We start from the raw sequence: 21,234 nt of genomic DNA on the forward strand, positions 1-21,234 counted from the left end.
TTGCAAAAATTCCTTTATGAAGAATGCGTTAAGTGTAGTGTTGCTGTTTCTTTCTTTTGTTTTCTATGCCCAGCAGAAAAAGGTCAGCAAATCAAATTCAGTAAAACCAAACACAGATTTAGTGAAATTAAATGATTCGATTCCAGCCCTTATTCCCCAAAAAATTGACGGTAAATATGGCTTCGTGAATCAGAAAGGTAAAGTCATTATAAAACACGAATACAGCAATGTTGGGTTTTTTACAGAAGACTGCAATCTGCTCAGTTCACCTAATCCTAAAGCGAGAATTTTTGGTTCTTCAAAATATGCTTCCGTACATTTAAATGGTATGGATTTCCGCATTAATCATTTGGGGAAACGCGTTTACCAGTTCAGAAAGAATGATTTGGGAAAATGTACGCCCGAGTTTAAAACTCAACTTTTTCACGCATACATCATGAATAATGCCTACGGAATTATTGAAGATGCTAAATTCGAAAATCCCGGAGATTACAGGCAGTTTACCATTTATCCTCAGTATGATTATCTGCATATTTTAGAAGGTGATGATTTAAGAAACCCAATGATTATTGCTTCTTACAAAGATAAATTCGGAGTAATCGACATTTATAATAAAGTAATCGTACCGTTTGAGTACAGCGATATTAAAAGAAACTTCAGCTGGAAACTTGCCCGCCTTTTCGAAGTAACTAAAGATGGTAAAAATTATTATTACGTTGACACCAACAATATCGCCTATTAATTAAATATTTTGTAGTTTAGCCGGTGAAATTAAAGGGGTGCTGTGAAAAGCTGAGATTATACCCAATGAACCTCGAACAGGTAATGCTGTTTAGGGAGCGGTCTTCGGACTGATTTATTGTATAATTTTTTTCGTCCCCTTTTATTCAATTAATCTTAAAAATTAAAAGAATGAAAGGATTTGTTATTTTAGGACTTGCCATAAGTCCGTTCTATCTTGCGCAAACGGCCCAGGATACCTTAAAAATTCACGAGATAGAAAGTGTGAATTTCACAAAAAGGCTGCCGGTTTCCAAAGAAATCATTAATGTCGAAAAAGATTTAGGCAATAAAAATCTTGGACAGGACTTGCCGATTCTTCTCAAAAACCAAACATCATTAATTGCGACATCAGATGCTGGAAACGGTATTGGTTACACGGGTTTCAGGATTCGCGGAGTTGGTGGCAACGGAATTAATGTAATGCTGAACGGAGTTCCTTACAATGATTCTGAATCTCAGGGAACATTTTTTGTGAACGTTCCCGACCTCACAAGTTCAGCATCGCAAATCATCATACAGCGAGGCGTGGGTACTTCAACAAACGGTGTTTCCGCATTTGGAGCCAGTGTGAATGTGATCTCAAAAAATCCCGAAGAGAAATTTTACCTAAAATCAGACAACAGTTATGGCTCTTTCAATACCTACAAATATTCTGCGGAAATAGGTTCAGGAAAATTATGGAAAGACAGATTATCAATGATGGGACGGTATACGAAGATTCATTCGGACGGATATATCGACCGTGCTTTTTCTGATCTTGATTCGTATAATTTAACCGCGCTTTTTGAGGAAAGTAAAACCAAAATCCGGTTGATGGCTTTTGGAGGGAAGGAAAAAACTTATCAGGCTTGGAACGGTGTTGATAAAGCGGCCTGGGAAACTAATCCACAATTTAACTTTTCAGGTGCCATTTACGATGCGAACTGGGAGAATATCGTGGGTTTTTACGATAATGAAACCGATAATTACCGGCAAAACCACTATCAATTATTATGGGAACAGAATCTGAATCCGAACTGGAATTTAGAAACTACGTTTCATTATACCAAAGGCAAAGGATTTTACGAAAATTATAAACAGGATGCGAAATTATCAAAGTATAATTTACCAACTTTAAATATTGATAATCATAACGTTACGCGAACGGATTTTATCCGTAAAAAATGGCTGGATAATGATTTTTACGGTGCAGTTTCTACCTTATACGGAAAGGTTGGAAATACTGATTTGAATTTCGGAATTGTAGCAAACCAATACATGGGTGACCATTTCGGAAACGTTTCTGCAGTATTTTATCCTCAAATTTCAGAACACGAATACTACAGAAACAATTCAGTTAAAACTGAAGTTGCCGGATTCGCCAAAGCAATTTTTTCGGTAAGTAAATTTGAATTTTTCGGCGATCTCCAGCTGAGAAACATCACTTATGACACCAAAATTCTTCAGCAGGGTGATGACGAAGGTGTTGATCTCAGTAAAAAATGGACTTTTTTCAATCCTAAAGCCGGAATTACGTACAAGATTCCTTCCGGGAAAATATTTATATCCGCCGCAGTTGCCCACAGAGAACCAAACCGCGATGATCTTTTCGCGAATCCTGAAACCGAAGCAGAAAAACTTTATGATTTCGAAGCCGGAATTGAAAAGACGCTGGGAAAAGTTTCATTCACAGGAAATCTTTATTATATGAATTATGTAAATCAACTTGTACTTAACGGACAGATTAATAATATAGGCGAGTTTATCCGCGTCAATTCTGGACAAAGTTATAGATTGGGACTTGAGCTGGGTGCAGCAGCAAAACTATCGGAACAATGGAATTTGTCGGGAAATTTAACCTTAAGTAAAAATGAAAATAAGAATTTTAAAAACGAGACTTCAGAAGGACTCGAAATTCTTGGTGACACACCCATTTCATTTTCACCGAACATCTTAGCAAACCTGCTTTTAAATTACAGTCCAACTCGAAATTTTAGTTTAGGGATTCAGAATCAATATGTTGGAAGTCAGTTTTTAGACAATACAAACACCACTGCTTTAAAACTGAGCAGTTATTTTCTTAGCGACTTTAATGCGAAATACACCTTAAATCTTAAGCGGACTGAGGTTGATTTTAAATTTTTGCTTAATAATATCTTCAACAGAAAATATGTAAACAACGGTTATGTTTATGATGGACCGATCTATTTCTCACAGGCAGGGATGAACTTTATGTTTGGAATGAGTCTGAAATATAGATAGATATGTCCATACGTTGTGCCAAAAATAATTTTAGTTAGTCGATTGTTTTTTCTAAAATTGAAGTAATTTTACTTCCTAATTTTAAACAATGCAATTATGAAAAAACTCTCTTTACTTTTCGCGTTTTTTGCAGCGGTTACCATCTCCGCGCAATTTACAGTACAGACTATTTCCCAGGGCGTGGTGAAGTTAACTTATGGTGCTTCAAATGATTATTCCATTTACGATCCGGGATTCGAAGTTCCTACCTTTTATGTTCACGTCTGGAGCAATGCGGGCGACAACAGTACGGGAACGGTTTACGATGACTCGTGGACCAATTCTAACGTCACGATGAACTGGGACAGCGGCGCCGGAGCTTACGTGGGCACTATCAATTTGAATACGAAGGTTTTCACTAACGGTAATAAAACTTTTCCTTCAGGCACAACTGTTAACAATTTAGGATTTGTATTCAAAGACTTGCAGAATGGAAATACAAAACAGTCCGCAGATCTAGCGGCAACTTCTTTCGGTTTCACTACAACTACTACCAATTCTTCGTTAGCGGTTTCCAATTCTTTGCTGGGTAAAAAATCCAGTGTGATGGGAGGGAAACTTTATACTTCCACCAAAGGAAATCTGGCGATTTCGGTATATGAAATGTCTGGAAAACTGGTTAAATCATTCAATACAGTTGCAGACGGAAGTGTAATTGATCTCAATGTTTCCAAAACTGGACTTTATCTGGTAAAAATTAGCCACGGTTCTGAAAGTGAAGTCGTTAAATTTGCAAAATAATTTACAAATCAACTGATTAAAGGCTGCTTTCCGAGGCAGCCTTTTTTTATTTTTGATTAAATCAGGCAAAAAACATAAATTTGCGGCATATGAATTTTTCTTTTCTCATTCTCGAATTTCTGAAGCAGCAGGGCCAGGTCCCGGTTCCGGGTTTCGGGACTTTTTATTTGAAAAATACCAATGCTCTTGTCGATGAAGATGCGCAAAATATTCTTCCACCAGGCAAAGAAGTCGCTTTTAAAATCGATGATTCCTCTGCTGATGGCAGTTTTGCTCGTTACATTGCGCAGCAAAAGAATATTCCGCTTATCGACGCAGAAATTGAAGTGAAAAAGCAAACCAATTTCTGGTATTCAACACTTGAAAAAGAAGGAAAATTCGTACTCGAAAATTTAGGAACTTTTATCCTTGATGACAGCCAGATCTATTTCACAGGTAAACGCACCGACAATCTGTCGCCCGATTTCTACGGACTTGAAGAGATTAATATCTCAGAAATAAAGAATTCAAATAAACATTTGCATAATAGCAGTGAAAACTCTTCTTACCGTTTCAGCAAGCCTGTTTATTGGGTACCTCCGTTGGTTTTAGTTATTTCTGGGCTGACCTATTTCGCCATTGCACAGCCCGAACAGATCTTCGGAAAAAAATCTTTCAGTAAAGACTTTGACATTAAACCGGTAGAGAAAATTGTGAAAGATTCAATTAAGAAAGACTCTACTACAATTATAAATCCCGTGCTGGATTCAGCCAAAAATGATTCCTCTAAATCAGCTGTAGTGGCGCAAGTTCCGGTTAAAAAATGGACTTCCAAAAATTATTCAAAATCTAAATGGAAAAAAGCAAAAAAGCGTCAGAATCATTAACGGTAATGACCAACATCGTTTTACCGAACGAAACCAATTCCCTCAGAAATCTTTTTGGTGGCGAGTTGCTTGCTAAAATGGACCGTTGTGCTTCAATATCGGCAGCAAGACATTGCGAACGACGCGTGGTAACGGCTTCTGTAAACCATGTTTCCTTTAATCATCCCATTCCGGAAGGCGGAATTGTAGTGTTGGAATCTAAAGTTTCCCGTGCATTTTCAACGTCGATGGAGATTTATGTGGATGTTTGGCTGGATGATCCTATTAATCAGAAAAAAATTCATACCAACGAAGGGATTTACACTTTTGTTGCAGTAGACGAGTTTAACCGCCCAATCCCAATTCCCAAAATGGAGCCGGAAACCGACGAAGAAAAAATGAGATTCGAAGCTGCATTAAGAAGAAAAGAACTTTCCCTTATTCTTTCAGGGAGAATGAAAGCTGCGGATTCGGTAGAACTGAAGAGATTATTTTCAGTCTAGCTTCATGAAAATTCTTCAACTCGATAAAAATCATCCTTTAATTACAGAACAGCTTTCTGCAAAAGGATTTTTATTGGATGAAGATACCACTTCAACTTATGCCGAAGTTTTAGAAAAGACTGCAGGTTACGATGGAATCATTATCCGTAGCAGAATTCCAATTGATCAGAATTTCATTGAACACGCCAAAAACCTGAAATTTATCGCCAGAGTTGGTGCAGGAATGGAAAATATCGATGTAGATTTTGCTGAGAAGCGAGGCATAAAACTCATCAGTTCCCCGCAAGGAAACCGCGATTCGGTTGCGGAACACGTGGTGGGAATGTTGCTTATTTTAATGCACAGGCTTTTTATCGCATCAACCGAAGTTAAAAACGGAATCTGGAAACGCGAAGAAAACCGAGGGGATGAACTGCTGGGAAAAACTTTTGGAATAATCGGTTACGGAAATATGGGAAAAGCGGTAGCAAAACGACTTTCTGGTTTCGGTGTAAGCGTAATTTTTCATGATATTATTCCTAATCTATCCGATAAGTACGGTACGCAGGTTTCGTTGGAAACGTTAAAAAAAGAAGCAGATATTCTCAGTCTTCACCTTCCGATTACGTCGGAAACACATCATCTAATTGACGCAGCATTCATTTCTGGGATGGATAAGGATTTTTATTTCATTAATACAGCCCGTGGAAACAATGTTAAAACGAGCGATTTAGTTGAAGCAATTTGCTCTGGTAAAATTAAAGGCGCCTGCCTTGATGTTTTGGAATATGAAAAACCTTCCTTTGAAAACCTGGAGACGGAAAATAAGGATTTAGAATTCCTTCTACAGTCAGAAAATGTCATCGTAACGCCCCATATCGCAGGCTGGACGCAGCAGAGCAAAAAAAAGCTGGCACAGATTATCGTCGATAAAATTCTGGCTTCCTTTCATCGCAGTTAACAAATCTTTATGATTTGAGTCCTATAAATTTTTGGCAAAATCCCTTATCTTGCGGGACTTTTATGTTCAAAAACTCTTCAATGAAATTATTACGGAGCATTTTTTTTCTTGCCATTTTCATACTCGTTTTATTTTCCTGTAAAAAAGAAAACAGCAGCAGCGACGAAAACGATACCACTTTACCGAATTTTGGAAACGTAGAACTTGATAAAATTTTTAAGCAAAAGGACAACAAACTTAAGAACAGGGATTCAATAGTTACTGTAATTGACAGCTATTACAAAACAGTTTGGGAGAAAGGCGATCTCTGGGGAAGTTTTTTAGTAGCAAAAGGCGATGAAATTTTATATGAAGGCTATCGCGGTTACACGCAGGATAACAAACAGGCTCCCGTTAATGATACGGTTGCACTTCACGTGGCATCTATTTCCAAATCAATAACCGCTATGGCAGTAATGAAACTCATTGAAGCAGGAAAATTACAGCTAGATGATCCGCTTACCAAATATTTTCCGGGTTTTCCCTATCCAAAAGTTACTGTTTTCACACTGCTCTCGCAGCGAAGTGGTTTGCCAAAATACGAATATTTCATCGAAAAAATCACACCTAAGCCAGCGGAACTTTCGAAGGAATTTATCTCGAATAAGGATATCCTCAACCTATTAATAAAGTATAAACCCGAACTTGCACGGGAAACTGACACAGGATTTATGTACTGCAATACCAATTATGCGTTACTGGCGCTTTTGGTGGAGCAGGTTACGAAAACGCCTTTCCCTGAAGCGATGCAGCAGATCGTGTTCCGGCCTTTAAAAATGAAACACACCTATATTCTTCAGGAAAAAGATATGGAAAGTGCCGCGAAATCTTTTTACCAGCGCGGTCCGCGGGTTTATCCTTACGACAGACTTGATTTGATTTACGGTGATAAAAATGTCTATACGACACCGAGAGATCTTCTTAACTTCTCTAAGGCGATGTTTGCCAAAAATTTCCTTCGCGATGATCTTCAGAAAATGGTTTTCGAACCGTACAGCAACGAGAGACCCGGAATCAACAATTACGGACTTGGCTTCCGGATGAAGGTTTTCAATGAAAATGAAAAACTTACTTACCACAACGGGTGGTGGCACGGTACAAACTCTGTATTCGGACATCTGTTAAAATCGAATGTCACCATTATTGCCATCGGAAACAAATATTCCAGCAGGGTTTATACTTCGCTGGCGCTTTCCGGCCTGTTTGAAAACTTCCCTTTCGAGACCGAAAAACTCCTGAAGACGATGAACCAGACTGATACTTTAAAAAATGCCGCAGGAACAGATTCGCTCAACGGGAATGATTCTTACAGCGAATAATTTTCTTAATTTTGTTCAAAATTATTTAATGAAGAAACTGGGTTTTCTTTTCATCTTAAATCTCCTTTTACTGTCCTGTGCAAGGGTAGGTTCGCCGGTTGGCGGTGTGAAGGATTCTATTCCGCCGAAAGTCATCAGTACGAATATCGATACTTCCAGAGTTAACGTCCCGCGGGATATTAAGGAACTGCGTATTGATTTTGATGAGTATATTACGCTTAAAGAAATCAACAAGCAGTTGATTATCTCTCCGCCGCTTCAGAAAATGACTAAGATTCTTCCGTCGGGAATGGCCAATAAATACCTTCTGATTAAATGGGAAGATACGCTTCAGGCAAATACCACGTATAATTTCAATTTCGGGAACGCTATTGTAGATAATAATGAAGGGAACCCGCTACAGTATTATAATTTTGCGTTTTCTACCGGCGAAAAAATCGATGATCTGTATATCAGCGGTGAACTGAAAAGTTTAATAAAGGACAAGGAATCAAATTCAGCCGAATCCAGTTTGGTCGTTGGGCTATATCAGGACAAAGATTCTATGGATTACCGCCAGAAACCTTATTATATTACTAAAGCTGATCCCGATGGATATTTTGAACTGAATTATCTTTCGCCCGGAACTTACAGAATTTTAGCTTTTGAAGACAGCAATTCCAACTCTGTTTACGATGCCGGAAAAGAGAAAGTAAGTTTTCTGAAAGAGAAAATCGTTTTAGATAAAAATATTTCTGGCCTCAAACTCAACCTTTATCCATCAAGGAAACCGCAGAAATATGTAGAGATGAAAGAAACTCCCGGTGGAATTTTAATGATTTTCGAAGGCAATCCGCAAAACGTAAAAGTACTTTCTCTAAATGATAAACTGCAGGATTACAAAGTGACCCACTCCCCAAAATCAGATTCTGTAAATATCTGGTTTGATGCTAAAAAGCTTAATTTAGGAATTGCGAGTAGCGAGAATATGAAATTCAGTTATGATGATGGCCTGAAGCAGGATACCGTTTCGGTTTTTTACCGCCTGAATACAAAGAACGAAATGGCGATTTCTAATTCAAAAGGTAATATTTTACCTCCTAATCAGGATTTTGTATTCAGTTCCAATTATTTTATTGATAAAATTCAGCCTGAAAAATGGACATTGGTTTCCGACAGTATTCAGCAGGAATTCACTGCTCAGATTTCTGACAAAAATCCTTTTGAAATTCAGATTAAATCGCAGTTCAAGGAAGGCAAAAAATACTCTTTAACCGTACCTAAAGAAACGGTTTCTTCTTTCTATGAAACGATTGTGAAGTCTTACCGCTTCGATTTTGAAGCTGATAAAACGGAAAATTACGGAACACTGGTGATTACACTTGAAAATGCTCCTGAGAAAAGTTTTTGGCTGCAGTTGCTCTCCGAAAATGGCGCGGTTTCATATTCAAGATATGGCAAAGAAACTAACCTCACTTTCGGTTCACTGAAACCCGGAAAATACCAGTTAAGAATTTTAGTTGATAATAACGAAAACGGAATATGGGATTCTGCGGATTTTGCTTCTGGTGAATTTGCGGAAGATGTATATGTTTTTGAAAAAACTGTGGAAATAAGAGCACTCTGGGAAATCCGAGAAAAATGGAATCTCCAGTCTACTGAACCTGCGGCTTCTGAAATTACAGCTGCTCCGGAAAATCCTCAAACACCAACGCTGCCAGAACAGCCTGAAAAACCTTAATGAAAACTTTTAAAACTATCGTTTACTGGTCGCTTATCGTGATTGCTTTGATTCAGTTTATTCCGGTCGACAGAACCAATAAGCCGGTGGATCAGAAAGTAAATTTCGTTGCAGTTTTCGATACAACGCCAGCGGTTAAAAATCTTTTGAAAAATGCCTGTTACGACTGTCATTCCAATGAAACCGTATATCCCGATTACGCTTATGTAGCGCCGGTTTCATGGTCGATTAAAAACCATGTGAGTGAAGGTCGGGAACACCTAAACTTCTCTGAATGGGGAAATTATAATCAGGATCTTAAGAAAAGCATGCTGCAGAATTCAGTACATTCCATAAAGGATTATACCATGCCTTCCGTAGGATATATCGCACAGCATCCTAAGGCCAATCTTACCGCCGCCGAAAGAAATTTACTCACAAATTACTTCGAAAGTATCCTGAAATCAGCAAAGTACTAGTTTATCGTCTTACCTGTCTAGGTCTGTTGAAGATGGAAAGAATTACGCCGGCAAAAAGACCAATGGTTTTTATGGCGATAAATTTAGAATCCTGAGGTAAAAATGCACCGATGATACAAAGTGCCGCTGCCGCATACATCGGATATAGCAGGTTTTTATTCGTTAAAGTAGGTGCCTGAAAAAAGAAACTCGCCCCGATTAAAACATAAAATAATCTGTGATAAAGCAAATTGTTGATTTCCGGGGAAAACAGGTCGAAGAAGCCTACGATAAGGCAGATTAAAGCTGCGATAGATAATATTCCCTGAATGGCTTGTGTATTGGTATTCATTTAATAGCTTTCGGTTTTGTTAGGGAAATCAGCGGTTTTTACATCTTTTACGTATTGTGAAACGGCGCCCGTGATTTCGGTGTATAAGTCTAAATATCTTCTTAAAAATTTTGGTGAAAAGCCCTGATTCATTCCCACCATGTCGTGGTATACCAAAACCTGTCCGTCGCAATCCGGTCCGGCACCAATTCCGATGGTCGGGATGGAGATGCTTTCTGAAACCTTTTTCGCCAAATTTGCAGGAATTTTTTCCAGAACCAAAGCAAAACAGCCCAGTTCTTCCAGAAGTTTGGCATCGTTCAGCAGTTTTTCGGCTTCTGCATCTTCCTTAGCACGAACTTTATAAGTTCCGAACTTGTAAATTGATTGAGGCGTTAATCCCAAATGTCCCATCACAGGAATTCCGGCGTTTACGATTTTTCTTATGGAATCTTCAATTTCAATTCCACCTTCAATTTTCACAGCATGAGCACCACCTTCCTTCATCATCCGTACTGCAGATTCGAGTGCTTTTTCTGAATTACTTTGGTAAGTGCCGAACGGTAAATCAGCAACGATCAAAGCTCTTTCGACACCACGGGAAACGCACTGCGTGTGATAAATCATCTGATCGAGCGTAATAGGAAGTGTGGTCTCGAAACCGGCCATCACATTGGCAGCAGAATCTCCGATAAGGATTGAATCTACACCGCCTGCATCCACCATTTTAGCAGTCGTGAAATCGTATGCAGTAAGCATGGTGATTTTCTCTTTGTCGAATTTCATTTTCCGCAAAGTCTCGGTGGTAATCTTTTTTATTTCAGAATGTACAGACATGGCTGATGAATTTATATTTGGCTTCTGTGAAACGAAAGTGGAATGAATCGATCATTCCACCCGCAATTCACAAATTATTTATAGCGTTACGTGACCCAGTTTGATGAGTTTCTCGTGATTTAAAATCTTGATGTTTCGGCCTTCCACTTCAATGAGTTCGTCCTGTTTGAATTCAGAAATCAGGCGTATTGCACTTTCAGTCGCAGTTCCGATGATGTTGGCAATTTCTTCTCTCGTTAATGAGATTTTAATGAACCCTTCAGGATCAGTTCCTAATTTCTGCTCAAGTAAAAGCAAAATTTCGGCAAGCCTTTCGCGCACGGTTTTCTGTGCCAAAAATGTAACTGTGTTAGAAGATTCACCGAGTTCGAACGCAATTTTCTGTAACATTACGAAGGACAGCTTAGGGCCAACTTCCAGAAGGTGAAGGAAAATTTCCGATGGCAAAAAGGTTGCCTCCACATCAGTCATCGCTTCGGCTTTTGCCTGAAACTGTTCACCGCAAAGCAGAGAACGGTAACCGATTAAATCGCCTTCCTTAATGAAGCGCAGGATTTGTTCCTTGCCATAAACGCCTTGTTTTGAAAGTTTCGCTGTTCCTTTTTTGAGGAAAAAAACTCCGTTTGGAGTTCCGCCATCCTCGAAGATGGTTTCGCCTTTATGAAATTTAAGATTCTGTTTTACGGAAATATAATTTTTATAATCTTCCGGCGAAAGCATTTCCTGAAAGGACTCATCACTGAACACCTTTAAGAGACTTTCCTCAATTAACGTTTGTTTTTCTAACGACATATTTTTATGACATTTATCAGCAAAAATAGGGTATTTATAACCTCGGCACAAATTTATTTATCATAATTTTGCATGAAATTTTTTATATAAAATGCCTGAAAACTGTTTCCATTGCGGACAAAATATTGAAAAAGAGCGAATTTCATTCGATGAAAAGGTTTTCTGCTGCAATGGTTGCAAATCGGTTTATGAAATCCTTAATCTTAATAATCTGCAGGATTTTTATGAACTTAATAAACGGTCGGGAATCCGCCCGAGCGATGAAGCTAATTCACAGTTCGATTACCTGGATACCCAGGAAATTTTCGACAAAGTGACTGATTTTTCGGAAGGAAATACGAGTCTTGTTAATTTTAAAATTCCTGTAATTCACTGTTCGTCATGTATATGGCTGTTAGAAAGTCTGCAGACTCTGAATCCAAACATTAATTATTCGCAGGTAAACTTCACCAGAAAAACGGTGCAGATTTCATTCAACCATAATGAATTGAAATTAAGTGAGTTGGCGAAATTCCTGACGAGTTTGGGTTATAAGCCTGTTGTGAATCTGGAGAGTGCGGAAAAGAAGGAAGAATCTTTAGACAAATCTCTGATCATTAAACTTGCAGTCGCAGGTTTTGCGTTTGGTAACGGAATGCTGTTTGTGTATCCGGAATACGCTGCCCAGGTAATGGGAACAACCGATTTCTGGATGGAGCAGTATAAAAATCTTTTCCGATTTATTACTTTTCTGTTGGCAACACCAGTTGTTTTTTATTCAGCTTCGGATTATTTTAAATCTGCCTGGTTCGGTTTAAAAAATAAAATTGTAAATATTGATGTTCCTATTGTTTTGGGAATCATCATGCTTTACGGTAGAAGTATTTATGAAGTTGTAACCGATTATGGTCCCGGATACTTCGATACGCTTTGCGGACTGCTGTTTTTCATGCTTTTAGGCAAACTCTTTCAGAAGAGAACTTACAGCGCGCTTTCTTACGACCGGGATTACAAATCTTTTTATCCGATTGCTGTAACTAAGGTTGATTTTAACGGAAAGCAGGAAAATATTTTACTTTCGGATCTGAAAATCGGCCACCGGATTATGGTGCGTAATCAGGAAATTATTCCGGTTGATGCTATTTTAATTAATGGAGAAGGAAATATCGATAACAGTTTTATCACCGGTGAAAGTGCGTCTGTTCCTAAAAAACCTGGCGACAAGATTTTTGCCGGCGGTAAGCAGGTGGGTTCAGCGCTGGAACTTGAGGTGATTAAAACGGTCAACCAGAGTTATTTAACTCAATTATGGAACAAAGAAGCGTTCCGAAAACATGAGACCGGCTTGGACACATTGACCAACCATATTTCTAAATATTTCACTTTTATCATTTTAGGAATCACCTTGATTGCCGGGATATATTGGGGAAGAATCGATTTCGAGAAAATGTTTCAGGTTGTAGCGGCAATTCTTATTATTGCCTGTCCCTGTGCGCTGGCGCTCTCGGCTCCATTTACTTTCGGACATGTGATGCGGATTTTGGGCAGGAATAAATTCTACGTAAAAGATACTTTAACCATCGAAAAAATATCGAAAATAAATACTTTGGTTTTCGATAAAACCGGTACCATTACTCATAATAAAGAGGCGAATATTCACTTTGAAGGTAATGAGATTGAAGATTTTGATCTCAAAAATATTAAATCGCTCGTAAAAAATTCAAACCATCCTCTGTCAAAAGCGTTATATGACTTCCTGAAAGTTGAGGACGAATATTTTCCGGTAGAAAAGTTTGCAGAAACTCCCGGCAAAGGCTACGAAGCAGAAGTACGTGGGATAAATTATAAGATTGGTTCTGCAAAATTAGTTGGCGAAGAATCTAAAAACCTGGAAACGGCGGTGTATATAAGCAAGAACAATACTTTCATTGGGAAATTTGTTTTTAAGAATGAATACCGTAAAAACCTGAGCACCTTATTTAAAAATCTTGCGGGTTACCGGGTTCATGTTTTGAGCGGCGACAATGCTTCGGAGGAGGCACAGCTTAAAAAAATCATTCCCGATTTTGATGGAATGGCTTTTAACCAGAATCCGGAAGACAAACTGAATTATATAAAAAACCTGCAGGACCAAAACGAAAAAGTTGCGATGCTTGGCGATGGACTCAATGATGCGGGTGCACTTAAACAAAGTAACGTAGGAATTGCGGTGGCAGATGATACAAATTCCTTTACCCCTTCCTCGGATGTGATTATGTCCGGTGAAAAACTGGAGAAACTGAACGATTACCTGAGTTTTTCAAAGGACGCCATGGTAATTGTAAAAATGACCTTTGCAATCAGTTTTTTTTATAATATCATCGGGTTGAGTTTTGCGGTTACAGGTCACATGTCGCCATTGTTTGCGGCGATCTTAATGCCGATAAGCTCGATAAGCGTTGTAGCATTTACTTCGATTTCCACCTGGTGGAGGAGTACTAAATATTTTAAATTGAGATAGAAAACCGATAAAAAAAATATGGTTTGGCTTTACATAATTCAGAATCAAAAGTTTACGTAAGGTCCTGTTACTATTTAGAGGGATTTTAAATTAACAAACTTTAACGTTTCTTGAGGAATATCATATTTTTTGAGTAAATTTGAACCGGTTTATCCCTAAATTTGCACCGCACATGGATATATTATATTTAATGATTCTTTGCAGCGTGTCGCTGGCCGTAGTCTTTTTGATTGTTTTTATCATCAACGTAAAAAAAGGCCAGTTCGAGGACGATGAATCCCCTGCGGTAAGAATCCTGCTTGATTCAGAAATCATAAAAGAGGAACCTGAATCCGATCAAGAAAAACCAGAATTAAAAAATAAAACAGAAGCAAAAAGTGATTAGTTAATATGGAAACACAAAAGTTTAGTTATGACAACAGTATTGTGCGGGCGTTTCTTTATGCAACCGTAGTCTTCGGGCTTGTCGGTTTTTTATTGGGACTTACTGCCGCATGGATGCTTTTCTATCCGGAACTGCCTGAATTTTTTCTCGGAACCGATGATCCCACGATCGTAAGTTTACAAAGCGGCAACCTGCAGGGACTTATTAATTCTCAGGGTGCATTTGGTTTTGGCCGGATCAGGATGCTGCATACCAGCGCTGTAATCTTCGCATTCGTCTGCAACGGTTTCTTTGCAGGTGCTTACTACTCAATGCAGCGTTTGCTTAAAACCAGAATGTACAGCGATACCCTTTCATGGATTCACTTCTGGGGATGGCAGCTGATGATTGTAGCTGTTGTGATCACTTTCCTCATGGGAATCAATACTTCCAAAGAATATGCAGAGCACGAATGGCCTATTGATATTTTAATTACCATTATCTGGGTGATTTTCGGTATCAATATGTTCGGAACCATCGCAAAAAGAAGAGTGCGTCACCTTTATGTTGCAATCTGGTTCTATCTTGGAACTTGGGTAGCGATCGCAATGCTTCATATTTTCAATAACTTAGAGGTTCCTTTGTCTTTCGTAGGCTGGAAATCATACTCTGCTTATGCAGGGGTAAAAGATGCATTAGTACAGTGGTGGTACGGCCATAACGCGGTAGCTTTTGTATTGACAACGCCAGTTCTCGGTTTGATGTATTATTTCTTACCTAAAGCAGCCAACAGACCTGTATTCTCTTATAAATTATCGATTATTCACTTCTGGTCACTAATATTTGTTTATATCTGGGCTGGTCCTCACCACTTACAGTATACTGCAGTACCGGGCTGGGCGCAGGCTTTGGCAACAGGATTCTCTATTATGCTTATTGCACCATCTTGGGGAGGAATGCTGAACGGACTTCTTACTTTAAGAGGCGCTTGGGACAAAGTTCGTGAAGATCCGGTTCTTAAATTCTTTGTTGTTGCAGTTACCTGTTATGGTATGGCAACTTTTGAAGGACCTCTTTTAGCTACAAAAACACTTAACAAAATCGGTCACTATACAGACTGGGTTATCGGTCACGTTCATGTTGGAGCCCTTGGGTGGAACGGATTTATGACATTCGGTATGGTATATTTCTTATTACCGATCCTATGGCGGACAAAACTTTGGTCTGTGAAATTAGCTAACTGGCATTTCTGGTTAGGTACTTTAGGAATTATTTTCTACGCAGTACCTTTATATATCGCAGGATTTACACAAGGTTTGATGTGGAAACAGTTTAATCCAGACGGAACTTTAGTTTATAAAAACTGGCTTGATACTGTTACAGCGATTATTCCATATTACCAAATGAGATTTGTAGGTGGATTCCTATATATTTCCGGAGCGGTTTTAATGGTTATTAATGTTATTGCTACAGTAAGACAGGGATCTTTCCAGAAAGAAGTTCCTGCAGAAGCACCAGCTTTGGCAAATGTTACCAAGAAAAGAAAAGAGGGAGAAGGACTTCACTTATGGTTAGAAAGAACTCCTATACTTTTAACGGTACTTTCATTTGTAGCGGTTGCGATTGGTGGTTTCATAGAGATTGTTCCAACTCTGGCAATTAAGGATAATGTTCCTACCATTGCTGCAGTAAAACCTTACTCACCATTAGAACTTGAAGGTAGAGACCTTTATATCAGAGAAGGATGTAATTCATGTCACTCGCAAATGATCAGACCTTTCCGAGATGAGGTAGTAAGATTTAACGGGAAAAACGGACAGTACTCTAAAGCAGGTGAATTTGTGTACGACAGACCATTCCTTTGGGGATCAAAAAGAACAGGTCCGGATTTGCACCGTCAGGGTGGTAAAAACCCAAGTTCATGGCATTACAAACACATGCTTAATCCAAGGGTTACTTCAGCAGGATCAATTATGCCACGATATCCATGGTTAATCGCCAACGATCTGGACAGAAGTAAAATGGTGGATAAAGTGAAACTGATGAAAAATGCATTTGATGTTCCTTATACAACTGCGCAGATAGATTCAGCAGATCAGTGGGCAGATAACCAGGCAGCATTCATTGTTAAGCAGATTTATTCTGAAGCAGCTGATGTGAAACTGGCTTATGAGCAGAGAAAAGCCGCTGAAGGCGCGAACTTTACCCCACTTGAAAAGAAAGAGATTGTTGCTTTGATTGCTTACCTGCAAAGATTAGGTACAGATATTAAAACTACAGAAATTAAAACAGCAAGTTCAAATTAATCATTAAAAAAGTGCCTAAATGATACCACAAAATGTAAAAGATATTCTTTCCAACGGCGAAAATGTCGGTTTTTACCAGACATTGGCAATGTTGCTGTTTCTTTTCTTTTTTCTGGGGATTGTATACTATGTTTTTTCACGTCCGAAGAAACATTATGATGAAGAGGCCAACGCACCTTTAGATGATGATATTGAAGATAAAAACTTATAATTTTATAAACTAACCCACAATGAAACAAAGAACACCGGTTTATATAACCATTCTCATTATAGTGTGCCTATTATATATTGTACTCTATATGTTTGTTCAGAATTCTTCTTTCCTGTCATCACCATATTTTTGGGGAACAGTAATCATTGCTGCAATAATAGCACTGATTCAGCACTCAATTGGTGATCTGGTTGAAAACGCAAAGTTTAAAGCGCTTTCAGAAGAAGATAAGAAATTGTATATAGAATCTAAAAAAGTGCCTTATTTTAAAGCGCTTTATAACAGTGCATTTAAAAAACAGTCAGCCACAGAAGAGAAAGATATACTTATCGACCATGGTTTTGATGGGATTATGGAGTTGGATAACCAGTTGCCAAAATGGTGGTTGGGGCTATTCTGGTTCGGTGTTGCTTATTGTGCGGTGTATATGGTTTCGTATTTCTTGACAGATTTTGCGCATCAGGGTGTTGAATATGACGAAGAATACAAGGCGCAGACTGCAAGCATTGCTGAGTATATGAAGAATACTCCGCCTCCAACAATTGAAAACGCCGTTTACTCACCGGATAATATTGCGGCGGGTGAAGAGGTTTTCAAAACGAACTGTGTATCATGTCACAGTGACGGAGGTAAAGGTGGAATCGGTCCGAACTTAACAGATAACACATGGATTAACCAGCCGGAGAAAACTTTATTCAAAAATGTATTCCATATGGTTGAAAACGGAAGCCCGAATAATCCAACAATGCAGGCATTCGGGAAAAACGGTGTCCTTACAGGATTCGATATTCAGAATGTAGCGGCATATATTTATCACATTAACCAGGAGCAGCCACCTGTAACACAGGATAAAGGAGGTGCAGCACCACAGGGTACGCCAGCAAACTGGGAGAAATAAAGTTTAACATAATCTGTATAACTTGAAAAAACATAATTCGTTATCTTTGTAAAAGCAGATAACGGATTATGTTTTTCGTTTTAAAAAATAGTAAGAAAAATGTCGGAAGATCAGAACTTCAGAGGCGGACAGGGGCAAGTAGTAGAAGCAGAAACTTTCAGAGATTCTGTGGGAACCATGGATCAGGCAGGGAAACGACGGTGGGTATTCCCCCGGAAACCCAGCGGAAGATATACCAATTACCGTACTCTTGTAGCCTGGTTTCTTCTGGCAATTTTCTTTGCACTTCCGTTCATAAAAGTTAACGGTAATCCTTTCCTTCTCATAAATGTAGTCGACCGGCAGTTTTTCATTGGTGGCCAGCCATTTTACCTCCAGGATTTTTTCATTCTCGCACTGGGAGCTATCACCTCAATCGTATTTATTATTTTATTTACTGTTGTTTTCGGAAGGATATTCTGTGGATGGATCTGTCCTCAAACTATCTTCCTCGAAATGATTTTCCGTAAAATTGATTACCTGATCGAGGGAGACCGTAACAAACAGATGAAACTCGACCGTCAGGAATGGAATTCAGAGAAGATATGGAAGCGCTCTTTAAAATGGTCTGTTTTTATTGTCATTTCACTCATCATCACCCATTGGATGTTTATGTATATTGTGGGGTATCAGGGTGTCTTTAAAATGATTAAAGAAGGGCCCTTCACCAACTTTACGAGTTTTCTGGTGATGATCATTTTCACTGCTGCATTTTATTTCACCTTTGCATGGTTCAGAGAGCAGGTTTGTACCCTCGTTTGTCCTTATGGCAGATTGCAGGGCGTACTCATCGATAAGCAGACCATCAATGTATATTACGATTTTAAAAGAGGTGAAAACCGCGCAAAATGGCGAAAAGGCGAAGACAGAAGGGCAGGTGGAAAAGGAGACTGTATCGACTGTAATCAATGTGTTGTTGTATGTCCTACAGGAATTGACATCAGAGATGGTCAGCAGTTGGAATGTGTTAACTGTACCGCCTGTATTGATGCCTGTGATGAAGTGATGGTAAAGGTTGGACTCCCGAAAGGTCTTATTCGCTATGCGACCGAAGATGAGATCGAGAAAGAGACTAAGTTTAAGTTTACAGGAAGAATGCAGGCATACTCTGTCGTGCTGCTTCTCATGATTGGATTTTTAGGTTTTCTTCTGAACAACCGGGGTTCAATGGAGGCTAAGTTTATTAAACCTGCTGGCTCATCATTCTTCGTGAGAGACGGAAAAATAAACAATACCTATAATTATACGTTCCTTAATAAATCCAACAAAGATCAGCTGGTTACAATCAAAATCATCGAGCCGCTTCACGGTGAAATTACCATAAGTGATACCAATAAGATTCTTCTCAAAAAAGATCAGATGACCAAAGGAACGGTAAATGTTAGTTTCCCTGAAAAAGAAGTAAAACTGTCTAAACAAAATGTAATAATCGGCGTTTACGATCAGAAAGGTGAACTTCTCGACACCTTCGAAACGTATTTTGAAGGTCCATTTAAATTCCAATTTTAATTATGTTCAAAAATTTTAGCTGGGGACACGGTGTTATTGTAGCGCTTGGCTTATTTATGTCCTTTATTTTATTTATGATTTTCGTGTATTCGAACGGGATGCAAAACTCTGAACTTATATCCGACAGTTATTATGAAGATGAACTTGCGTATCAGGAAATCATCGATGCTAAAAATAACGCGGATTTGCTTAGCGAAAAACCAGTTTATATACAGAATGCTGCGGGAATAACCTTAACCATTCCACAAAATGTGAAGCCTGAAAATTCAAATGTTCATTTTGAACTTTTCAGAACCGATGATTCCAATCTTGATGTAAAAAAAGACATCACGCTTGATGGTAAAAACCAGTTTCAGATTCCTGCAAAAGTGATTTTCCCAGGCTCATATACTTTAAAAGTGAAATGGAAAAACAATAAAAAACCTTATCAGGTCGATTACGACATCCAATGGAAATAGCACTTATTTTTTCTGCTCTGGCTTTGGGATTCGCTTCGGGTTTCCACTGTATCGGTATGTGCGGTCCTATAGCGCTGTCATTGGGTTTAACCAAGAAGCAGGCAACCAATTATTATCTTCAGAACCTAACTTACCAGTTTGGGCGAATTGTGACCTATTCGTTACTAGGAGCGTTGCTGGGTATTTTAGGTAAAGGTTTTGAGATGGCCGGATTTCAGAAATATTTAACGATTCTTGCCGGGATTCTCCTCGTGATCATGGCAGTGTTTTCTTTTGGCGGTAAGGATTTTGCTTCTAAAATTCCGTTTTTATCAAAGTTTCTTTTCAAGGTGAAAATGAATCTTGGAAAATTTATGCAGAAGGCTGATTACAGATCGCGTTTCAGCACCGGAATTCTTAACGGTTTTTTACCGTGCGGCATGGTTTACATGGCGCTTACAGCAAGTTTGGCAGCTGGCGGAATATGGCAGGGAGCCACTTTTATGGCATTGTTTGGTCTTGGAACTTTACCATTCATGTTTTTTGTTGTTTTGCTCGGGAACTTGATGACTACAGCATTCAGAATCAGAATCCTGAAATTCGTTCCAGTGATGATGCTCGTTTTAGGCGGACTTTTCATCCTTCGCGGTCTGGAACTCGGGATTCCATATATTTCTCCAAAAGAGGAGGCGTTACACATCATTCATAACGATTCTCCGGAACATCAGCAGGGCAATCACGAAACCTGTCATTAAATATGTATATTTGAATCTAAACAACACGAATGGATTCAAAATTTACTTTCTTCCTGCTTATAGTAAGTTCCATCATATTTTCTCAGAAAAAAAATGAAAAGTTTTTCGATGAAGATATTTCAATTAAATATGAAAAAGTGCCAGCTTCAGATGTTGGAATAGGAGTGATGGGAAGCTTCGACAAGCAGGCATATGCAACTTTTGTAGGAAGTAATGTCGCTGAGAAAAACCAGCAGTATTTTCATTATATCAAATTCAAGAGTATCAATTTCACTGAGAATTCATCACAAATTTACCTTTGCATTTATAAAAACAACAGAGGTTTGCCGGGAGAAATACTTGAGGGTGCAAAGTTTCTTGTAAACATTCCAGCTCACAAGTCATTTGTTACTGCTGATTTATCAAAACTTAAAATTAAAGTTCCAGAGAACGGATATTTTGTCGGCTTTGAATGGGTTTTATCTAAAGAGAACGAAATGAAAGGTAAAATATCGGCTGCAAAATTACCTTATAATCCTACAATTTCAGGCTTCACAGATAATAAGGTAAATCTTTATTCAAGAAGCAAAGAATGGAGAAGACAGCAAGATTCAGATCTCGTTGCAGGTTTAGCTCTGGAGATTTCTTATTTTCAACTTACTTCAGATAAAATCGAGTAAGTTCTAAATT

General features: G+C 38.6%; 21 protein-coding genes. 18 read left to right on the forward strand and 3 right to left on the reverse strand.

Going from position 1 to position 21,234, the window contains the following annotated elements:
• Window positions 1-16 precede the first annotated feature (16 nt).
• From KTV93_RS07730 to KTV93_RS07770, 9 genes are all read left to right on the forward strand, one after another.
• Window positions 17-742 carry a WG repeat-containing protein gene (locus KTV93_RS07730; protein ID WP_218248381.1) on the forward strand — a complete coding sequence of 242 codons (726 nt, stop codon included), beginning with the start codon at window positions 17-19 and terminating at the stop codon, window positions 740-742.
• Between the two features lie 170 nt (window positions 743-912).
• Complete coding sequence (locus tag KTV93_RS07735) at window positions 913-3,024, forward strand: TonB-dependent receptor (protein WP_218248382.1); 2,112 nt, start codon at window positions 913-915, stop codon at window positions 3,022-3,024.
• A gap of 96 nt (window positions 3,025-3,120) precedes the next feature.
• Window positions 3,121-3,804 carry a T9SS type A sorting domain-containing protein gene (locus tag KTV93_RS07740; protein ID WP_218248383.1) on the forward strand — a complete coding sequence of 228 codons (684 nt, stop codon included), beginning with the start codon at window positions 3,121-3,123 and terminating at the stop codon, window positions 3,802-3,804.
• Window positions 3,805-3,893: 89 nt separating this feature from the next.
• Window positions 3,894-4,670, forward strand: a complete 777-nt coding sequence (locus KTV93_RS07745) for an HU domain-containing protein (RefSeq protein WP_218248384.1) — start codon at window positions 3,894-3,896, stop codon at window positions 4,668-4,670.
• Window positions 4,637-5,152 (forward strand): acyl-CoA thioesterase, encoded by a 516-nt coding sequence (locus KTV93_RS07750; protein WP_218248385.1) that lies wholly within the window; start codon window positions 4,637-4,639, stop codon window positions 5,150-5,152. Before KTV93_RS07745 ends, KTV93_RS07750 begins: the two co-directional genes overlap by 34 nt.
• Before the next feature lie 4 nt (window positions 5,153-5,156).
• Entirely contained in the window at window positions 5,157-6,092 is a 936-nt protein-coding gene (locus tag KTV93_RS07755; RefSeq protein WP_218248386.1) for a 2-hydroxyacid dehydrogenase, read from the forward strand.
• 80 nt (window positions 6,093-6,172) lie between these two features.
• Entirely contained in the window at window positions 6,173-7,450 is a 1,278-nt protein-coding gene (locus KTV93_RS07760) for a serine hydrolase domain-containing protein (protein ID WP_218248387.1), read from the forward strand.
• Between the two features lie 28 nt (window positions 7,451-7,478).
• Entirely contained in the window at window positions 7,479-9,170 is a 1,692-nt protein-coding gene (locus tag KTV93_RS07765; protein WP_218248388.1) for an Ig-like domain-containing domain, read from the forward strand.
• Entirely contained in the window at window positions 9,170-9,628 is a 459-nt protein-coding gene (locus tag KTV93_RS07770; RefSeq protein WP_218248389.1) for a heme-binding domain-containing protein, read from the forward strand. Before KTV93_RS07765 ends, KTV93_RS07770 begins: the two co-directional genes overlap by 1 nt.
• A gap of 1 nt (window position 9,629) precedes the next feature.
• Here the strand turns inward: KTV93_RS07770 and KTV93_RS07775 are convergent, their stop codons facing one another.
• From KTV93_RS07775 to KTV93_RS07785, 3 genes are all read right to left on the reverse strand, one after another.
• Window positions 9,630-9,959, reverse strand: coding sequence for a hypothetical protein (locus KTV93_RS07775; protein WP_218248390.1), 330 nt, complete (start codon window positions 9,957-9,959; stop codon window positions 9,630-9,632).
• Window positions 9,960-10,775, reverse strand: coding sequence for a 3-methyl-2-oxobutanoate hydroxymethyltransferase (panB, locus tag KTV93_RS07780; protein WP_218248391.1), 816 nt, complete (start codon window positions 10,773-10,775; stop codon window positions 9,960-9,962).
• 78 nt (window positions 10,776-10,853) lie between these two features.
• The gene (locus KTV93_RS07785) at window positions 10,854-11,567 is read right to left on the reverse strand and encodes a Crp/Fnr family transcriptional regulator (RefSeq protein ID WP_218248392.1); all 714 of its coding nucleotides are present in this window, start codon (window positions 11,565-11,567) and stop codon (window positions 10,854-10,856) included.
• Window positions 11,568-11,658: 91 nt separating this feature from the next.
• On the opposite strand from KTV93_RS07785, the gene KTV93_RS07790 reads away from it, so the two are divergent.
• The 9 genes from KTV93_RS07790 to KTV93_RS07830 all read left to right on the forward strand — a co-directional run bounded on the left by KTV93_RS07790 (window position 11,659) and on the right by KTV93_RS07830 (window position 21,224).
• Window positions 11,659-14,046, forward strand: coding sequence for a heavy metal translocating P-type ATPase (locus tag KTV93_RS07790; protein ID WP_218248393.1), 2,388 nt, complete (start codon window positions 11,659-11,661; stop codon window positions 14,044-14,046).
• A 172-nt stretch (window positions 14,047-14,218) separates the two neighbouring features.
• A complete protein-coding gene (gene ccoS, locus KTV93_RS07795) occupies window positions 14,219-14,431 on the forward strand; it encodes a cbb3-type cytochrome oxidase assembly protein CcoS (protein ID WP_218248394.1) in 213 nt (70 codons plus the stop codon).
• A gap of 5 nt (window positions 14,432-14,436) precedes the next feature.
• Window positions 14,437-16,716, forward strand: coding sequence for a cytochrome-c oxidase, cbb3-type subunit I (gene ccoN, locus KTV93_RS07800; protein ID WP_218248395.1), 2,280 nt, complete (start codon window positions 14,437-14,439; stop codon window positions 16,714-16,716).
• Window positions 16,717-16,735: 19 nt separating this feature from the next.
• Window positions 16,736-16,927, forward strand: a complete 192-nt coding sequence (locus KTV93_RS07805; RefSeq protein ID WP_088468216.1) for a cbb3-type cytochrome oxidase subunit 3 — start codon at window positions 16,736-16,738, stop codon at window positions 16,925-16,927.
• Window positions 16,928-16,946: 19 nt separating this feature from the next.
• Entirely contained in the window at window positions 16,947-17,825 is an 879-nt protein-coding gene (locus KTV93_RS07810) for a c-type cytochrome (RefSeq protein ID WP_218248396.1), read from the forward strand.
• A 99-nt stretch (window positions 17,826-17,924) separates the two neighbouring features.
• Entirely contained in the window at window positions 17,925-19,373 is a 1,449-nt protein-coding gene (ccoG, locus tag KTV93_RS07815; RefSeq protein ID WP_218248397.1) for a cytochrome c oxidase accessory protein CcoG, read from the forward strand.
• Between the two features lie 2 nt (window positions 19,374-19,375).
• Window positions 19,376-19,831: a FixH family protein gene (locus tag KTV93_RS07820; protein WP_218248398.1), complete on the forward strand. Its 456-nt coding sequence runs from the start codon at window positions 19,376-19,378 to the stop codon at window positions 19,829-19,831.
• A complete protein-coding gene (locus tag KTV93_RS07825; protein ID WP_218248399.1) occupies window positions 19,822-20,565 on the forward strand; it encodes a sulfite exporter TauE/SafE family protein in 744 nt (247 codons plus the stop codon). Before KTV93_RS07820 ends, KTV93_RS07825 begins: the two co-directional genes overlap by 10 nt.
• Before the next feature lie 29 nt (window positions 20,566-20,594).
• Window positions 20,595-21,224, forward strand: a complete 630-nt coding sequence (locus KTV93_RS07830; RefSeq protein WP_218248400.1) for a hypothetical protein — start codon at window positions 20,595-20,597, stop codon at window positions 21,222-21,224.
• Window positions 21,225-21,234 lie beyond the last annotated feature (10 nt).

The sequence above is a fragment of the Kaistella faecalis genome (assembly GCF_019195395.1).
GTDB classification, from domain to species: Bacteria; Bacteroidota; Bacteroidia; order Flavobacteriales; family Weeksellaceae; genus Kaistella; species Kaistella faecalis.